General features: G+C 55.8%; 11 protein-coding genes. All 11 read left to right on the top strand.

Annotation, left to right across the window (positions count from 1 at the left end):
- The first annotated feature begins 167 nt into the window (after positions 1-167).
- The 11 genes from ileS (at position 168) to gap (ending at position 16,717) form a co-directional block, all read left to right on the top strand.
- Positions 168-3,533 carry an isoleucine--tRNA ligase gene (gene ileS, locus HCR00_RS01890; protein WP_167142243.1) on the top strand — a complete coding sequence of 1,122 codons (3,366 nt, stop codon included), beginning with the start codon at positions 168-170 and terminating at the stop codon, positions 3,531-3,533.
- Complete coding sequence (locus HCR00_RS01885) at positions 3,533-5,080, top strand: bifunctional folylpolyglutamate synthase/dihydrofolate synthase (RefSeq protein WP_243854498.1); 1,548 nt, start codon at positions 3,533-3,535, stop codon at positions 5,078-5,080. Before ileS ends, HCR00_RS01885 begins: the two co-directional genes overlap by 1 nt.
- A complete protein-coding gene (locus tag HCR00_RS01880; protein WP_166984717.1) occupies positions 5,080-5,523 on the top strand; it encodes a DUF4233 domain-containing protein in 444 nt (147 codons plus the stop codon). Before HCR00_RS01885 ends, HCR00_RS01880 begins: the two co-directional genes overlap by 1 nt.
- A gap of 48 nt (positions 5,524-5,571) precedes the next feature.
- Entirely contained in the window at positions 5,572-5,985 is a 414-nt protein-coding gene (gene ndk / locus HCR00_RS01875) for a nucleoside-diphosphate kinase (RefSeq protein WP_167142240.1), read from the top strand.
- A gap of 1 nt (position 5,986) precedes the next feature.
- Complete coding sequence (uvrB, locus tag HCR00_RS01870; protein WP_167142237.1) at positions 5,987-8,041, top strand: excinuclease ABC subunit UvrB; 2,055 nt, start codon at positions 5,987-5,989, stop codon at positions 8,039-8,041.
- A gap of 86 nt (positions 8,042-8,127) precedes the next feature.
- Positions 8,128-11,019: an excinuclease ABC subunit UvrA gene (gene uvrA / locus HCR00_RS01865; RefSeq protein ID WP_167142931.1), complete on the top strand. Its 2,892-nt coding sequence runs from the start codon at positions 8,128-8,130 to the stop codon at positions 11,017-11,019.
- Positions 11,019-12,944, top strand: coding sequence for an excinuclease ABC subunit UvrC (uvrC, locus tag HCR00_RS01860; protein ID WP_167142234.1), 1,926 nt, complete (start codon positions 11,019-11,021; stop codon positions 12,942-12,944). Before uvrA ends, uvrC begins: the two co-directional genes overlap by 1 nt.
- Entirely contained in the window at positions 12,944-13,822 is an 879-nt protein-coding gene (rapZ, locus tag HCR00_RS01855; RefSeq protein ID WP_167142231.1) for an RNase adapter RapZ, read from the top strand. Before uvrC ends, rapZ begins: the two co-directional genes overlap by 1 nt.
- A gap of 122 nt (positions 13,823-13,944) precedes the next feature.
- The gene (whiA, locus tag HCR00_RS01850) at positions 13,945-14,922 is read left to right on the top strand and encodes a DNA-binding protein WhiA (protein WP_166986405.1); all 978 of its coding nucleotides are present in this window, start codon (positions 13,945-13,947) and stop codon (positions 14,920-14,922) included.
- A 97-nt stretch (positions 14,923-15,019) separates the two neighbouring features.
- Complete coding sequence (locus tag HCR00_RS01845) at positions 15,020-15,634, top strand: superoxide dismutase (RefSeq protein WP_424945187.1); 615 nt, start codon at positions 15,020-15,022, stop codon at positions 15,632-15,634.
- A gap of 72 nt (positions 15,635-15,706) precedes the next feature.
- Positions 15,707-16,717, top strand: coding sequence for a type I glyceraldehyde-3-phosphate dehydrogenase (gene gap, locus HCR00_RS01840; protein ID WP_167142228.1), 1,011 nt, complete (start codon positions 15,707-15,709; stop codon positions 16,715-16,717).
- Positions 16,718-16,729 lie beyond the last annotated feature (12 nt).

Genomic DNA, 16,729 nt, shown 5'->3' with positions numbered 1-16,729 from the left:
AGTTCCTGGAAGAACAGCAGCCCATTACTGGGTCGCCTATTAGAACCGGGCGTTGTGGCGCGTAAAGCCAGCATGAAGTGGCCGCTCTTGCGGCAATGCGGGGTGGTACCGCGGGAGCAATCTCGTCCCAGCGTGTTAGTGAACAATGTGAGCTGGAGTAAACCGAGATGATCTTTCCGCGCAAACAGAACACGGGCAGCGGTGCTGCGTTTGGTGTCACCCCCGCACCTAATTTTCCCGCTATCGAACGCGAAATTTTAGCGTTTTGGAAGCAGGACGACACCTTTAAGCAGTCTATTGCGCAGCGTGATGGTGCGGCAGAGTGGGTTTTTAACGACGGCCCACCGTTCGCGAACGGTTTGCCACACTATGGGCACCTGCTCACCGGGTATGCGAAAGACATTTTCCCCCGTTTCCAGACGATGCGCGGCAAGAAGGTGGAGCGCCGCTTCGGGTGGGACACCCACGGGCTGCCGGCCGAACTGGAGGCAATGAAGCAGCTGGGGCTGACCGAGAAGCAAGAGATTCTCGATATGGGGATCGATAAGTTCAACGCGAAAGCACGCGAGTCTGTGCTGCAGTACACACGCGAGTGGGAAGAGTATGTGACCCGCCAGGCGCGCTGGGTGGACTTTGAAAACGACTACAAGACCCTGAATATCGAATACATGGAGAGCGTCATTTGGGCGTTCGCAGAGCTCTATAAAAAGGGTCTGGCCTATGAGGGGCAGCGCATTCTGCCCTACTGCTGGCGCGACCAGACACCGCTGTCAAACCACGAGCTGCGCATGGACGATGACGTCTATCAGATGCGGCAGGATCCGTCTGTGACGGTAACATTCCCGCTTATTGGTGCGAAAGCTAGCGAGCTTGGCCTCGAGGGTGTGCGCGCCCTCGCCTGGACGACCACGCCATGGACGCTGCCAACCAACTTCTCGGTTGCGGTCGGCCCAGAGGTTGACTATGTCGTAGTGCCAGCGGGCGAAAACGGTGCTGCCGACGGGGGAGCAGCGGGCACCGCAAAATACCTGCTGGCAAAGGATCGAGTTGCCGCGCACGCAAAAGAGCTTGGTTATGCTGAGCCGGCTGCTGCGCTAGCTGCTGCGACCTGGGTTATTAAGGGATCACAGCTTGAATATGTAGAGTACCAGCCGCTGTGGGACACCTTTAGCGACGCTGCAACCTGGGGCACTGAAAACGCTTGGATCTTCACCGTTGCAGACTATGTCACAACCGAAGACGGCACCGGTATTGTGCATCAGGCAACCGCCTACGGTGAAGAAGATATGCTCGTCAATCAGCGGTATGGCATTCCAGTCATTCTGTCTGTTGATGACGCCGCTGAATTCCTGCCACTGTTCCGGGGCGGGCCGCTGAACGATATCGCTGGTGTGCAAGCTTTTGAAGCAAACCGCACCATTATTAATGTTTTGAAAGCAGATCACCGACTGCTGCGTGAGGCCAGCTATGAGCACTCATACCCGCACTGCTGGCGCTGCCGCACGCCGCTTATGTATAAGGCTGTTTCAAGCTGGTTTGTGCGCGTTACCGATTTTAAGGATCGCCTGCTCGAAACCAATGAGGCAATTAACTGGGTGCCAGAAAATGTGAAGTACGGGCAGTTTGGGAAGTGGCTAGAGGGGGCGCGCGACTGGTCGATCAGTCGAAACCGCTTCTGGGGCACACCGATCCCGGTTTGGGTGAGTGACGATCCCGAATATCCGTGCGTTGAGGTCTACGGATCTGTTGCTGAGCTTGAAGCCGGCTTTGGCACTCTGCCACGCAACGAACAGGGCGAGGTTGATCTGCACCGACCGTATATTGACGAGCTTGTGAAACCCAACCCGAACGATCCGACGGGTAAGAGTAAACTGCGGCGGATCGAAGACGTGCTCGACGTGTGGTTTGACTCCGGTTCAATGCCGTTCGCGCAGGTGCACTATCCCTTCGAAAATCAAGACTGGTTCGAGACACACCAACCGGCAGATTTCATCGTTGAATATATCGGGCAAACTCGCGGTTGGTTCTATGTGCAGCACGTGTTAGCGACCGCACTGTTTGACCGCCCGGCATTTAAAAACTGCATCAGTCACGGCATTGTGCTCGGCAGTGACGGCAACAAAATGTCGAAGTCGCTGCGCAACTATCCCGATGTCAACGAGGTTTTTGAACGCGACGGTTCTGACGCTATGCGGTGGTTCCTGATGGCCTCACCGGTTGTGAGAGGCGGCAACCTGATCGTCACAGAAGCGGGGATCCGTGAGGGTGTGCGACAGTTTTTGCTGCCGCTCTGGAACACCTGGTATTTCTTCACCCTGTATGCAAATGCAGACGGGTTTGAGCCGCAGTTTGACACCGGCAGCACGAATGAGCTCGACCGCTATATTCTGGCAAAGCTTAGGGACGCTGTTGTTGCAACCGAAAACGCTCTTGAAAATCTTGACACAACAACCGCTGCAGCTGTTTTGCGCGACTTTGCCGAGGTGCTCACCAACTGGTATGTGCGCGGCTCGCGCGACCGCTTCTGGGAGGGTGTCAACGGTGAAAACGGCAAAGACAGCAACCGTGAAGCCTTTAACACCCTGTTTACGGTGCTCGAAGTGCTAACCCGCACAGCCGCACCACTAGCGCCGCTGGTTACTGAAGAGATTTGGCAGGGGCTGACAGGCGGTCGTTCTGTGCACCTCACCGACTGGCCTGATGCTGCCTCTCTTCCATACGACGCGGAACTTGTGTCAGCTATGGACGAGGTGCGCCAGATAACTTCACAAGCGTTGAGCCTGCGCAAGGCTAAGCAGCTGCGCGTGCGCCTGCCGCTACAGAAGCTGACCGTGGTGAGCACCCAACCAGCAGCACTGGAGCCGTTTGCGGCGCTGCTGTGCGACGAATTAAACGTGCGTCAGGTTGAATTCTCACAGCTGACAGATGATGCGGCCGCAAAATACGGCATCACCTCAAACCTCACCGTTAACGCCCGCGCTGCCGGACCGCGCATCGGCAAAGCTGTGCAGCAAGCGATTAAGGGCGCGAAGAGTGGCGACTGGTCAGAGGTTGATGGTGTTGTCACCGCCGGTGGTGTTGAACTTCAAGAGGGGGAGTACGAGCTCACCCTGTCGGCGGGCGATGGTGAAGCTGCTGGTGTTGCGCTAGCGCTTTTGGCTGGCGGTGGTTTTGTGCTGCTAAACACCGAAACTACGCCGGAGCTTGAAGCTGAGGGGATTGCCCGTGACGCTGTGCGCGCGATTCAGGAGGCGCGCAAACAGGCGGGCCTTGATGTGAGTGATCGCATTGTGCTCGCTGTGAATGTTGCCCCCGAATACGCTGCCGCCTTGGAAGAACACGCCGCACTCATCAGCGGTGAAACACTCGCTGTCGCCTTCAACGTGCAGGCAACTGACGATGTTGCTGCGCTTGCAAACGCCGGCAACAAACAGATCAGCGACAGGATCGCGCGTATCGCGATAGCTAAAGCGCTGGGCGTTGAAAAGGCTCCAATTGTGGTAACGGTGGATGCAGAGGGTGCAGCGCAGTAATGACTCAAGAATTAGACCCGTGGGATGCCGCAAACCGTGAGGCCGGTATCACTGCTGACGCTGCGAAGGCAGAAGCAGTGGCAATGGCGAAAATGCTCAACCCGCTGCTTGACGATGACGACGCCACCGACGACGGCGCAGCCGTCGAACAGCTGAGCGCCGCAGCCTTAAAGGTGCACGCAGAAATTTACGGCACTGAGTCAAAGAGGGCTGCGCAGCTGGTGCTCGATGAGCTTATGACCCGCGTCGGTGAGGCCACACCGCGCCCACGCATTGAGCCGGTGAAACGACTGGCTGATTTGGTGGGGCGCCCGCAGGATCTCTACCCGGTGATTATGGTTGCCGGCACGAACGGAAAAACCTCAACCGCACGCATGATTGAGGCACTGCTCAGAGCGCACGGCATGCGCACCGGGCTCTTCACGAGCCCACACCTGGTGAGCTTCACCGAACGCTTTTGTATCGATGGTGAACCGGTAGACGGCGTGCAGTTGGCGACAGTTTGGGAGTCGATGCAGCTGGCGCTAGAAGTGGTTGACGCTGAGTTAGAAGCACAGGGGCAGGGACGGATCACATTCTTTGAGGCGCTCGCTGTGCTCGGTTATGCACTTTTTGCGGACGCCCCGGTTGAAATTGCGGTGATCGAAGTGGGTATGGGCGGTGAGTGGGATGCAACCAATATTGCGAATGCAGAGGTTGCTGTAGTGACCCCGGTGGCGCTCGATCACACAGGGATTCTCGGCGACACTATTGCTGAAATTGCGGCAACTAAAGCGCGGATCATAAAACCTGAATCAAAAGCTGTTTTCGCATCGCAGCGCCCGGAAGCCCAGGCGGAACTGCAAGATTTTGCCAGCCAACAAAATGCAGAAGTTGTTGCGGCAGGAGCACAGTATGAGCTGTTGCAAAACCAGGTTGCCGTGGGCGGGCGGTTGATCTCCGTGCGCCTGACCGACGGTCAGGGAGATTACACGCTCGAAGATCTTTTTGTGCCGCTCATGGGAGCACATCAGGGTGAAAACGCCGCAACGGCGCTGGCCGCTGTTGCTGCTTTCTTTGCCCCACGCGCGCTCGACAGTGAAACTGTAGAGGCTGCTCTTGCTGCGGTTGTCTCACCCGGTCGCTTACAGGTGCTGACACAGAACCCAACTATCGTTGTTGACGCGGCGCACAACCCGCACGGCACCGCCGCGCTGAGCCAAGCGTTCACCGAGAACTTCGCGTTTTCAGAAACCACGGTTGTTGCCGGTGTGCTCGCCGATAAAGACGCTACGGGGGTGCTGACGCAGCTCGCCCAATTGGGTGAGCAGGTGATTTTGGTGCCGGTTGATTCACCGCGCACCCTTGATGTCACGCAGCTGCACAGCCTCGTTGAGGCGAGTGAGCTTGCTGCGCACGATAATCTGTGGGTTGCTGAGTCAACATTTGACGGTCTAACCGCTGCTTACGACTGGGCGGCAGAGGATGCAGGCCGCGGTATACTCGTGGCCGGATCTGTGTTGCTCGCGGGATCCGCAATAGCGATTGCGAAAGAAGAGGGCTGGTAATGGCTGACGATCTTGAACTGTCGCCGTCTGAGCGCGCGGGAGTTAACTACGCAAACCGGCTCTCTGGCGGGCACCACGGCCGTGGCTCAACCCAGAAAGCCCTTGCGTCAATCGCGCTCGGGTTTGAAATTATTATCATTTTCCTGGTGGGCATGACGATGTACGGGCTTAACGTTTTTGATCCGCCACAAATTGGAATTTACGCAGGTCTTATTCTCTGTGCGCTGTGCGTTGTTGCGCTTCTCGTCATGCGCACACCGATTGGTATCACCGTCGGCTGGCTAGTGCAAATTATTCTTTTCGCTGCCGCTTTTTTCCTGCCAGCAACGCTGATTGTGGCAGTCCTGTTTGGCGGGCTGTGGGTCTTCGCGATGATTAAGGGCAAGCAGATTGACCGAATGCGCGCAGCATGGGCGGCAAACCCAGAAAAATTCCAGCGCTAAAGCATACAATTTAACCTAGCTCTAAGTTTTTAAATTATTGGGGGAGAGATGTCTCAAGAAACGCTCGTGCTTGTCAAGCCAGACGGGGTGAAACGTCAGCTGACAGGCGAAATTTTGCGTCGTATCGAGGCGAAGGGCTACGTTATTGCAGATTTGCGATTTGTGCAGCCAAACCGTGAACTTCTCGCAGAACACTATGCTGAGCACGCGGGGAAGCCGTTTTATGAGCCGCTGCTGGAGTTTATGACAAGCGGCCCAACGGTTGCTATCCGCCTGACCGGCGACCGCGTCATTGAAGGGTTCCGTGCCCTGGCCGGTACCACCGATCCAACCACCGCCGCACCAGGCACCATCCGCGGTGATCTCGGCCGCGACTGGGGCTTAAAAGTGCAGCAGAATCTTGTGCACGGCAGCGATAGCGAAGAATCAGCCGCACGCGAAATAGCTCTCTGGTTCGCATAAAGTGGAGCTCACTCGCAGCGTTCGACCGTTTCAGGTTGTCTCTGAATACACTCCGAGCGGTGATCAGCCCAAGGCAATCGCTGAGCTTGCTGCCCGGATCAACGCGGGTGAAACCGATGTTGTGCTGCTCGGCGCGACCGGAACGGGAAAATCTGCAACCACCGCATGGCTGATCGAGCAGGTGCAGCGACCCACGCTCGTGCTCGCGCATAATAAAACACTTGCAGCGCAGCTCGCGAATGAGTTTCGGCAGCTGCTGCCAAACAACGCGGTCGAGTATTTCGTCAGCTACTACGACTACTATCAGCCTGAGGCGTATGTGCCGCAGACTGACACATTTATTGAGAAAGACTCCAGCGTTAACGCTGAGGTTGAGCGTCTGCGTCACTCAACCACGAATGCGCTTTTGAGCAGACGTGACGTTGTGGTGGTGTCAACCGTTTCCTGCATCTACGGCCTCGGTAAGCCTGAGGAATACTATGAGGCGATGCTCCCGCTTGCTGTTGGAGATGTTATCGACCGTGATGTGCTCACCAGACGCCTCGTCGATATGCAGTATCAGCGCAACGACATAGAGTTTGTGCGCGGCAACTTCCGTGTGCGCGGTGACACCATCGAAGTCATTCCAATGTATGAAGAGCTCGCCGTTAGAATCGAGCTTTTCGGTGACGAGATTGAAGCTTTGAGCTTCTTGCACCCGGTAACCGGAGATTTGATCCGCGAAGTTGAGACGGTCTCGATTTTTCCTGGATCACACTATGTCGCAAGTCACGATGTGATGCAAAGAGCGATGAAAGACATCGCAGCAGAGCTCGAAGAACGCAGCGTGCAGCTAAAAAAACAGAACAAGCTTGTTGAAGAGCAGCGCCTGCGTATGCGCACAACCTTTGACCTGGAGATGATGGAGCAGATCGGTTTCTGCTCGGGCATTGAAAACTATTCACGGCATATGGACGGGCGTGCACCGGGGGAGGCGCCGCACTGTCTGCTCGACTATTTTCCAGACGACCTGCTTGTTGTTATCGATGAGTCGCACGTAACTGTGCCGCAGATCGGTGCAATGTATGAGGGCGACGCATCGCGCAAGCGCACACTGGTTGAGCACGGTTTTCGCCTTCCGAGCGCACTCGACAACCGACCGCTGAAGTTTGCTGAGTTTCAAGAGCGTGTCGGGCAGGTTGTGTATCTGTCTGCAACACCCGGTAAATATGAGCTGGATCGCGCAGACGGTGTTGTGGAGCAGATTATTCGCCCAACAGGTTTGGTGGATCCCGAGATAATCGTGAAGCCATCGGCCGGGCAGATTGATGACCTCCTCGAGCAGGTGCGGGTGCGCACCGCACGTGATGAGCGTGTGCTGGTGACCACGCTGACCAAAAAAATGGCTGAGCAGCTGACCGCCTTTATGGAAGAAGCTGGCGTGCGGGTGCGCTATCTGCACTCGGATGTTGACACCCTGAAGCGCGTGGAGCTGCTCAGCGAGTTGCGCGCGGGCGTGTTTGACGTGCTTGTCGGAATTAACCTGCTGCGTGAGGGTCTCGACCTGCCTGAGGTGTCGCTGGTTGCGATCCTTGACGCAGACAAAGAGGGCTTCTTAAGGTCTCGCACTTCGCTTATTCAGACGATTGGTCGTGCGGCGCGCAATGTCAGCGGTGAAGTGCATATGTATGCAGACAATATTACGCACTCAATGCAAGAGGCGATTGACGAGACCAACCGCCGCCGTGAAATTCAGCAGGCATATAATCAGGAACACGGTATCGATCCGCAACCACTGCGCAAAAAAATCGGTGATATTACCGAGATGCTGGCGCGGGAAGCAGCTGACAGCGAAGAATTGCTTGCGGATCGCGCTCGGCCTGCGACAGCGCGTAAGTCGAGCGCAAAAACTAGCGCCCAGAGTGGTGACGGTGTTGAGCTTGAAGAGCTGATAGCTGAGCTCACTGCGCAGATGCTGGCTGCCTCTGATGAGCTGAAGTTTGAGTTGGCGGCGCGGCTGCGTGACGAAATTCAGGATTTGAAAAAGGAGTTGCGCCAGGTGCGGAAAGCGCACTAACGACGTGATTCAGCTTTCTCGAACGAATGTTCTATTTCTTCTTGCTGTTGCCATATAATTAATAGGTGACTAAAGCTAGGCAGAGTGTGAAAAAACCGGTTGTAAAGTCGTTGGCGCAAGCAAAAATTAAAGTGCAGGGTGCCAGAGTGCACAACCTGAAGAATGTTGATGTGAGCATTCCGCGCGACAGCCTGGTGGTTTTTACCGGCCTGAGCGGCAGCGGTAAATCGAGCCTTGCTTTCGACACTGTTTTTGCTGAGGGTCAGCGCCGCTACGTTGAGTCGCTCAGCGCATATGCGCGCCAGTTTTTGGGGCAGGTTGACAGGCCCGATGTTGATTTTATTGAGGGCTTGAGCCCGGCAGTTTCAATAGATCAGAAGTCAACCAACCGCAACCCGCGTTCAACGGTTGGCACGATTACCGAGATTTACGACTATATGCGTCTTTTGTGGGCGCGCATCGGGATCCCGCACTGTCCGGTTTGTGGCGAGCTGATTCAATCACAAACCGTGCAGCAGATTGCCGACACACTCATGGAGATGCCAGAGGGCACACGCTTTCAGGTTTTGGCTCCCGTGGTTGAAAAGAAGAAGGGCGAATTTGTTGACTATTTTGCTGAATTAGCAGCTGACGGTTTCTCACGCATTATCGTTGACGGTCAGGCTCATCATTTGAGCGAACCACCGACCTTGAAAAAGAGTGACTGGCACTACATTTCTGTTGTTGTTGACCGGCTGGTGCGCAAAGATTCAATTCTTGGTCGCCTCACTGACGCGATTGAGACCTCGCTGCGACTAACCGGGGGAGTTGTTGAGGTGAGTTTCCCGGCTCGTGCGGGTGAGCCTGAGTTGCCTGTGCGCCGTTTTAGTGAGCACCGCAGCTGCCCGAACAACCACCCGGTGCAGATCAGCGAAATTGAGCCGCGCACCTTCTCGTTTAACGCACCTTTTGGCGCGTGTGAAACCTGCTCAGGGCTTGGCACCTCCCTGCAGGCAGACCCCGACCTTGTTTTGGCTGACACCACGCTGTCGCTCGCCGAAGGGGTGATTATTCCGTGGAGCACGCAGGGCAGCGGGCTTTATAGTTACTTCCAAAACCAGCTGCAGGCTTTAGCTGCTGAGCACGACTTCTCTCTTAAGACACCGTGGGAAGATCTGCCTGCACGTGTGCAAGAGATGCTGCTCTACGGCAAAAACTTTAAAGTGCAGGTCGCCTATCGCAACCGTCACGGCCGTGAGGTGAAGTATCGCTCTGGTTTTGAGGGCGCAATCTCCTATGTTGAACGCAAATATATGGAGGCAGAAAGCGATAATGTGCGCGCAAAGTGGGCTGAGCTGCTGCGCGCTGTGCCGTGCGCAAGCTGTAAGGGTGCGCGTCTCAAACCTGAGGTGCTTGCGGTGACGGTGAACGATCTTTCTATCTCTGAGGTTGCTGACCTCAGTCTCGGTGAGGCGCAGGTCTTTTTTGACGAGCTCACTCTGAGCGAGCGTGAGGCAAAGATTGCGGCACAGGTGCTGCGCGAGATTCGGGCGCGTTTTAGCTTCCTAATTGAAGTCGGGCTGAATTACCTTACTCTGGGTCGTGCTGCTGGCACACTCTCCGGCGGTGAGGCGCAGCGGATTCGACTGGCAACGCAAATCGGCTCTGGCCTGACCGGCGTGCTGTATGTGCTTGACGAGCCTTCTATTGGTTTGCATCAGCGCGACAACCGCCGTCTGATAGACACTCTGATACGGCTTAGAGATCTCGGCAACACGCTAATCGTTGTTGAGCACGACGAAGAAACTATCGACGCTGCCGACTGGATCGTTGACATTGGGCCGGGCGCAGGTGTTGAGGGCGGCGAGGTTGTTCATTCCGGCACCGTCTCCGACTTACGCGCAAATAAACGGTCGATAACCGGTGCGTTTATCTCTGGCCGCGAGGTAATTGCGACGCCCGAGAAACGTCGCAAGGTAGATAAGAAACGGCAGCTAGAGGTTGTTGGTGCGCGCTCAAACAACCTTAAAGAGCTGAGTGTGAAATTCCCGCTCGGTGTGTTTACTGCGGTGACGGGTGTGAGCGGATCCGGCAAATCTACGCTGGTTAACGATATCCTCTACCGGGTGCTCGCCAATAAACTAAACGGCGCACACCAGCTGCCGGGCAAGCATAAGCGGGTGCACGGGCTTGAACATTTAGATAAGGTCGTGCACGTTGACCAGGCGCCAATTGGGCGCACTCCGCGCTCAAACCCGGCAACCTATACCGGTGTGTTTGACAAAATTCGTGCGCTGTTTGCTGAAACACAAGAGGCTAAGGTGCGCGGCTATCTTGCCGGTCGCTTCAGTTTCAACGTGAAGGGCGGGCGTTGTGAGGCTTGCTCGGGTGATGGCACGTTGAAGATCGAGATGAACTTCCTGCCCGATGTGTATGTGCCGTGTGAGGTGTGTGACGGCAAACGCTACAACCGTGAAACCCTGCAGATTAAATACAAGGGTAAGAACATCTCTGAAGTGCTAGAAATGCCGATCTCAGAGGCGGCGGAGTTCTTCCAGCCGATCAGCTCGATTTATCGCTACCTGCAAACTCTTGTTGATGTGGGGCTTGGTTATGTGCAGCTTGGGCAGGCGGCCACAACTTTGTCCGGTGGTGAGGCACAGCGGGTGAAGCTTGCAACTGAACTGCAGAAGCGTTCGACCGGCCGCACCGTCTATGTGCTTGATGAGCCGACCACGGGTCTGCATTTTGAAGATGTGCGCAAGCTCTTAAAGGTGCTCAACACTCTGGTTGATAAGGGCAACACAGTAATCACTATTGAGCACAATCTCGATATGATTCGCTCTGCAGACTGGGTAATTGACCTCGGCCCTGAGGGCGGCTCAGGCGGTGGCACGCTGGTTGCTGCGGGCACCCCTGAAGAGGTTGCGCAGGTAGCTGAAAGTCACACCGGTCGCTTCCTTAAAGAAGCGCTAGCAGCTCACCCAGCCGGTAAATAATGCGCACCGTCGATAACCGGAAGGCATTTAAACCGCAGTCGGGGGAGGTGCCAACAGACCCGGGTGTTTATCGCTTTTCGGATCGCCACGGTCGCGTGCTGTATATCGGCAAAGCAAAAAACTTGCGCAACCGCTTGGCAAACTATTTTCAGCCGCTGCACACGCTGCAACCGCGCACACAATTAATGGTGCAGTTGGCGGCTAAGGTTGACTGGACGGTTGTTGCTAGCGACACTGAGTCTTTGGTGCTCGAGCACAGCTGGATCAACGAATTCCGGCCGCCTTTTAATGTCCAGTTTAAAGATGATAAAAGCTATCCCTATCTGGTTGTTTTAATGGGGGATGAAGCACCCCGCGCAATCATTTCTCGCAAAGAGGGCATTAAAAAAGCAAAGTATTTTGGCCCGTACCCGAAAGTTTGGGCGCTGCGTGAAACCCTTGATCTCGTGCAGCAGGCATTCCCGCTGCGCACCTGTAACGACGCAGACTACTCTCGCGCGATGCGCTCCGGCAGACCGTGTTTAGCCAGCCAAATAGGCCGCTGCCACGGGCCGTGTTCGATGCGGGTATCGATTGCCGAGCATCGCGAACGCGCAAAAGAAATGGTGCGATTCTTGCGGTCACTCGACCGCCGGTTTGTGCGGCAGGTGGAGAGCCAGATGCGGGATGCAGCAGCCGCACAGCGTTTTGAAGAGGCCGCAAAACTGCGCGACCGGCTGCAGGCGCTCGAGCATATTCTCGAAAAGCAAGCAGTGGTGTTTGCTAGCGAGGTAAACGCAGACTTTTTCGGCTACTACGCCAACGAACTTTTGGGTGCTGTGCACCAGTTTAAAGTGCGAGCGGGCCGCATTCGCGGTGAACGCAGTTGGATCGTGGAAGTCGGGCCGGATGATTCAGCCGGCACGGTGCTCGAGCAGGTGCTGCAGAGCGTCTACGAGAGAGAAGCACCCCCGAAGCGGATTATTACTTCAGCGCTGCCAGAAAACGCTGCCGATCTGAGCGAAGTGCTCAAACAGCGGCACGGTTTGCGTGCGCTCCCACAAATTAAGGTTGCCGAACGCGGCGAGAAAGCCCGGCTATTAGAGAGTGCGGTAAAGAATGCGGGCGAGCACTTGCTGCGCAACAGTCTGCGCCGCACCAACGACATCACCGCACGCACAGACGCACTGGCAGAGCTGCAGCAGTATCTCGGGCTTGCAGAACCCCCGCTACGCATTGAGGCTATCGACGTATCGCATCTGCAGGGCACGAACGTGGTGGCCTCTCTTGTGGTGTTTGAAGACGGCCTGCCCGCGAAAGGCGCATACCGGAAATACAAGGTGGTTGAAGCAAACAACGACGTTGACTCAATTCGGCAGGTGGTGGCCCGCCGGGCTGCGGCGCTCGGCAAAGCAGATGAGCTGGCGCCCGAGGTGGGGTTGTATCGTGCCCGGCCGCAGCTGCTGTTGATCGACGGCGGTCAACCGCAGGTGGCCGCCGCAGCGGCTGCACTTGAGGAAGCCGGCATCACAGATATCGCTGTTGCGGGCATTGCAAAGCGACTTGAAGAGCTGTGGCTGCCAGAGGATGATTTTCCGGTGATTCTGCCGCGCAATTCAGAGGCGCTGTTTCTTGTGCAGCGGCTGCGTGATGAGGCGCACCGATTTGCAATCACCTTCCAAAAACAGCGCAGATCGAAAGCGTTAGCAACCGAGCTGTCAGAAATTCCCGGTGTCGGCCAAGCTCGGGTGAAGGCTCTGTTGCGCACTTTTGGATCGGTGAAAAGGGTGCGTTCGGCAAGCATCGCTGAGCTTGGCGCGGTGCCCGGTGTGGGAGAGAGCCTTGCCTCGGTTATTTACGAACATCTGCACACGCCTAGCGCCAAGGCGAAGGGGTTAGATAGCATTGACACAGCGGGATCAGAGAACGATGAAGTTGGGCAGTAATGAGTGATACGCAGATAGCAAAACGAGATATTTTAATCGTTGCCGGAATGTCTGGCGCCGGTCGGAGCACCGCTGCAAACACCCTCGAAGACATGGGGTGGTATGTCGTTGATAACCTGCCGCTAAAGCTTTTAACCACCGTAGCTGATATGGCTGAGCTCTCAGACGGGGCGATTAAAAAAATTGCTGCTGTTGTAGATGCGCGCGGCCGCGACCTCGATGAGACGCTGCGGGAAACGCTGGCTGAAATTTCTGAGAAGGGCTCCCCGCGCATTCTCTTCCTCGATGCGAGTGACGATGTGCTGGTGCGCCGCTATGAGGCTGTGCGCAGGCCACACCCGCTGATGGGCGCAGGTAGTCTGCTCGACGGGATCCAAAAAGAGCGTGACCGGTTGCTTGAGCTGCGTGCGTTAAGCGATTTTGTTATCGATACTTCGCGCTATAACGTGCATGAGCTGACGAGTCGCATCCGTGAGCTCTTTTCTGAGGCTGATGCCCCAAAACTGCAGCTGGTTGTGCAGAGTTTCGGCTTCAAATACGGGGCACCAAGTGATGCCGATCTGATGATCGATATGCGTTTTGTGCCAAACCCGTTCTGGTTACCTGAGCTGCGCCCGCTCACCGGTAACGATGCAGAGGTGAGCGAGTTTGTGCTCGCGCAAGAGGGTGTGCACGAATTTATCGCAAACTATGTTGCGGCGTTAGAGCCGGTCTTTGCGGGATACCAACGCGAGAACAAACGGCACGTAATGTTGGCTGTCGGCTGCACCGGCGGTAAACATCGCTCTGTTGCGGTGACAAACGAAATTGCCGGCAGATTGGCTGATTTAGCCGGGGTGCAGGTGTCTGTGCGGCACCGCGACCTCGGGCGTGAGTAAGTGAGCGGCGCCTAAATTTAACCGAACATAATACATGTTTACGCGCGCCTAATTTCTGCCGTAAAATAACTATCTGCCGCAACGCCAAATTGAGTCGGAAGGATCGTTCAGTGTCTAACGCTATGCCTGCCTCGCAGACCTCTGTTGTTCGTGAAGAACTGCGTCAAATTGAGGTTTGTGATCAGGGGGTGCGCAATGCGGAGTTGATCACCGCGCTGCGCTTTGCCGGCGGGCTGCACAACATCTCCGGCCGGGTAGCGCTTGAGGCAGAATTTCACTCACCCTACATTCTGCAGCGCATGCGTAAGGCTCTGTTTGAAATGTACGGTGTTGTCACGGAGGCAAAGCAGCTGCCGGTTAACTCAACCAAACCGGGGCAGCCGATGTTTCTTTTCCGCACCAGTGATGGCGAAGCAATCGCACGTCGTCTCGGCTTGCTCGATAGTCGCAGACAGCAGGTGCGTGGCCTACCAAATCGAGTTGCGACAGGCTCACCGGATGAGCTGGCCGCTGCCTGGCGCGGCGCATTTATGGCGCGCGGCATGCTAACCGCTCCCGGACGGTCAGCGAGCCTTGAGCTAACCAGCCCCACAAATGAAGCGGCGATGGCGCTGGTGGGTGCTGCAGGACGTTTGGGAATCCAGGCTAAAAGCCGCGAGATTCGCGGACAGGTGAAAGTGTTAATCCGCGATCCTGAAGCAATTGCTGAGATGCTCTCGAAGATGGGAGCAACTAAGAGCGCTGAGTTTTGGAACAATCAGCGCCAGGATCGCGAAAAGCGGGCAACAGCAAACCGCCTTGTGAACTTTGATGACGCGAATCTCAGGCGGTCTGCGCAAGCCTCCGCTGCCGCTTGTGCGCGTGTTGAGCGTGCGCTGGAGATTCTCGGTGATGATGTGCCTGAGCATCTAAAAGTTGCCGGCCAGCTGCGTTTAACACACCGCGAAGCGAGCCTTGATGAGCTTGGCAGCAAGGCTGAGCCACCGCTTACGAAAGACGCGATCGCGGGGCGCATCAGGCGCCTGCTCGGCATGGCCGATAAGGTTGCGAAGCAGCTTGGCATTCCCGGCACTGAGGCAGCAATTCCGCGTGAATCATAAACCGCATAAGCGGTGTGCTCTAAAACCACTCTCAGAGTTTGTTTTTGCGTAAGCGCTAAAATTGAGCTTAGAAGCGTAGAAACAAAGGAGAATTAAATTGGTTTACTCACTTCCTGAGCTCAGCTACGACTACAGCGCACTTGAGCCTTCTATTAGCGCCCGCATTATGGAGCTGCACCACAGCAAGCACCATGCAGCATATGTGACCGGCGCAAATGCTGCTCTTGAGGCACTGGCTGAGGCGCGCGAAAACGGCAATTTTGCAAACGTTAGCAAACTGGAAAAAGATCTCGCGTTTAACCTCGGTGGCCACGTTAACCACTCAATTTTCTGGACCAATCTCTCGCCAAACGGTGGCGGCAAACCAGAGGGTGAGCTGGCGTCTGCGGTTGACGAATTTTTCGGCTCTTTCGATGGCTTCCAAAAGCACTTTAACGCTACCGCGCTCAGCATTCAGGGCTCAGGTTGGTCGGTGCTCACCTGGGATGCGCTCGGTCAGCGTCTGAACATTCAGCAGTTCTTCGATCAGCAGGCAAACTTCCCAGCAGGCAGCACCCCGCTGTTAATGCTGGATATGTGGGAGCACGCGTTCTACCTTGACTATGTGAACGTGAAGGCAGACTATGTTGACGCCTTCTGGAACATTGTGAACTGGGAGAATGTCGCTGAGCGCTTTGAGCGTGCGCGCACTCAGACCGCAGGTCTGATCTAAGACTTACACACCCTCTCGCCGGTGCGTTATGGCAACGCACTAGGCACTCTCAATTTAGAAAGGCACGTGAAATTGGGCACACGTATTGCTATTAATGGATTTGGTCGGATCGGCCGCAACTTTGTAAGGGCAGCAGTTGAGCGCGGTCTCGACTTTGACATTGTTGCAGTGAACGACCTCACCGATACTGCGACTCTCGCGCACCTGCTGCGTCGCGACACCGTCGCCGGTCGTTTTAACGCTGAGGTAACGCACGACGAAGACAGCATCACCGTAAACGGTGACCGCATTAAGGTGCTGAGCGAAAAAGAGCCGGCTAAACTGCCGTGGGGCGAGCTTGACGTTGATATCGTAATCGAATCAACCGGTCGCTTCACCGAATACGACGCTGCAAAACAGCACCTCGACGCGGGCGCTAAGAAGGTGGTTATTTCAGCACCGGGCAAGGCGGGCGTGCCAATGTTCGTTGTTGGCGTGAACGAAGAAGAGTATGACGCTGAGACCCAGCATGTTATCTCTGCTGCATCTTGCACAACCAACTGTTTGGCACCGATCGCTAAAGTGTTTAATGACGAATTCGGCATCGAGCAGGGCTTCATGATGACCGCGCACGCATACACCGCTGATCAGCGTCTGCAGGACGCACCGCACAGTGATCTGCGTCGCGCCCGTGCTGCAGCTGAAAACATTGTGCCAACCTCAACCGGTGCGGCGAAAGCTATTGGCAAGGTTATTCCAGAGCTCGATGGCCGCCTGGACGGTTCTTCATACCGTGTTCCGGTGCCTGTGGCGTCAATCGTTGACCTCAACATTATTGCGAAGCGCGATGATCTCACCGTCGATGAGATTAACGCTGCGTTTCAGCGTGCTGCCAGCCAGGGGCGTTTAAAGGGTATCCTCGCCTACTCAGAAGAGCCGCTTGTGTCTAGCGACATTGTCGGTGATCCACATCCGTCAGTGTTTGACTCAGGGCTTACCGCAGTGTCGGGCAAGCTGGTAAAGATTTCTTCTTGGTATGACAACGAGTGGGGTTACACTAACCAGCTTGTGAGCTTCACCAAGCTCGTAGGCGAGAAACTTTAGGGTTTTTCTGCG

The organism is Canibacter zhoujuaniae (assembly GCF_011752005.1).
GTDB classification, from domain to species: domain Bacteria; phylum Actinomycetota; class Actinomycetes; order Actinomycetales; family Microbacteriaceae; genus Canibacter; species Canibacter zhoujuaniae.
Note: the sequence above shows the minus strand (reverse complement) of the source record. Positions and strands in the feature narration are given on the sequence as shown.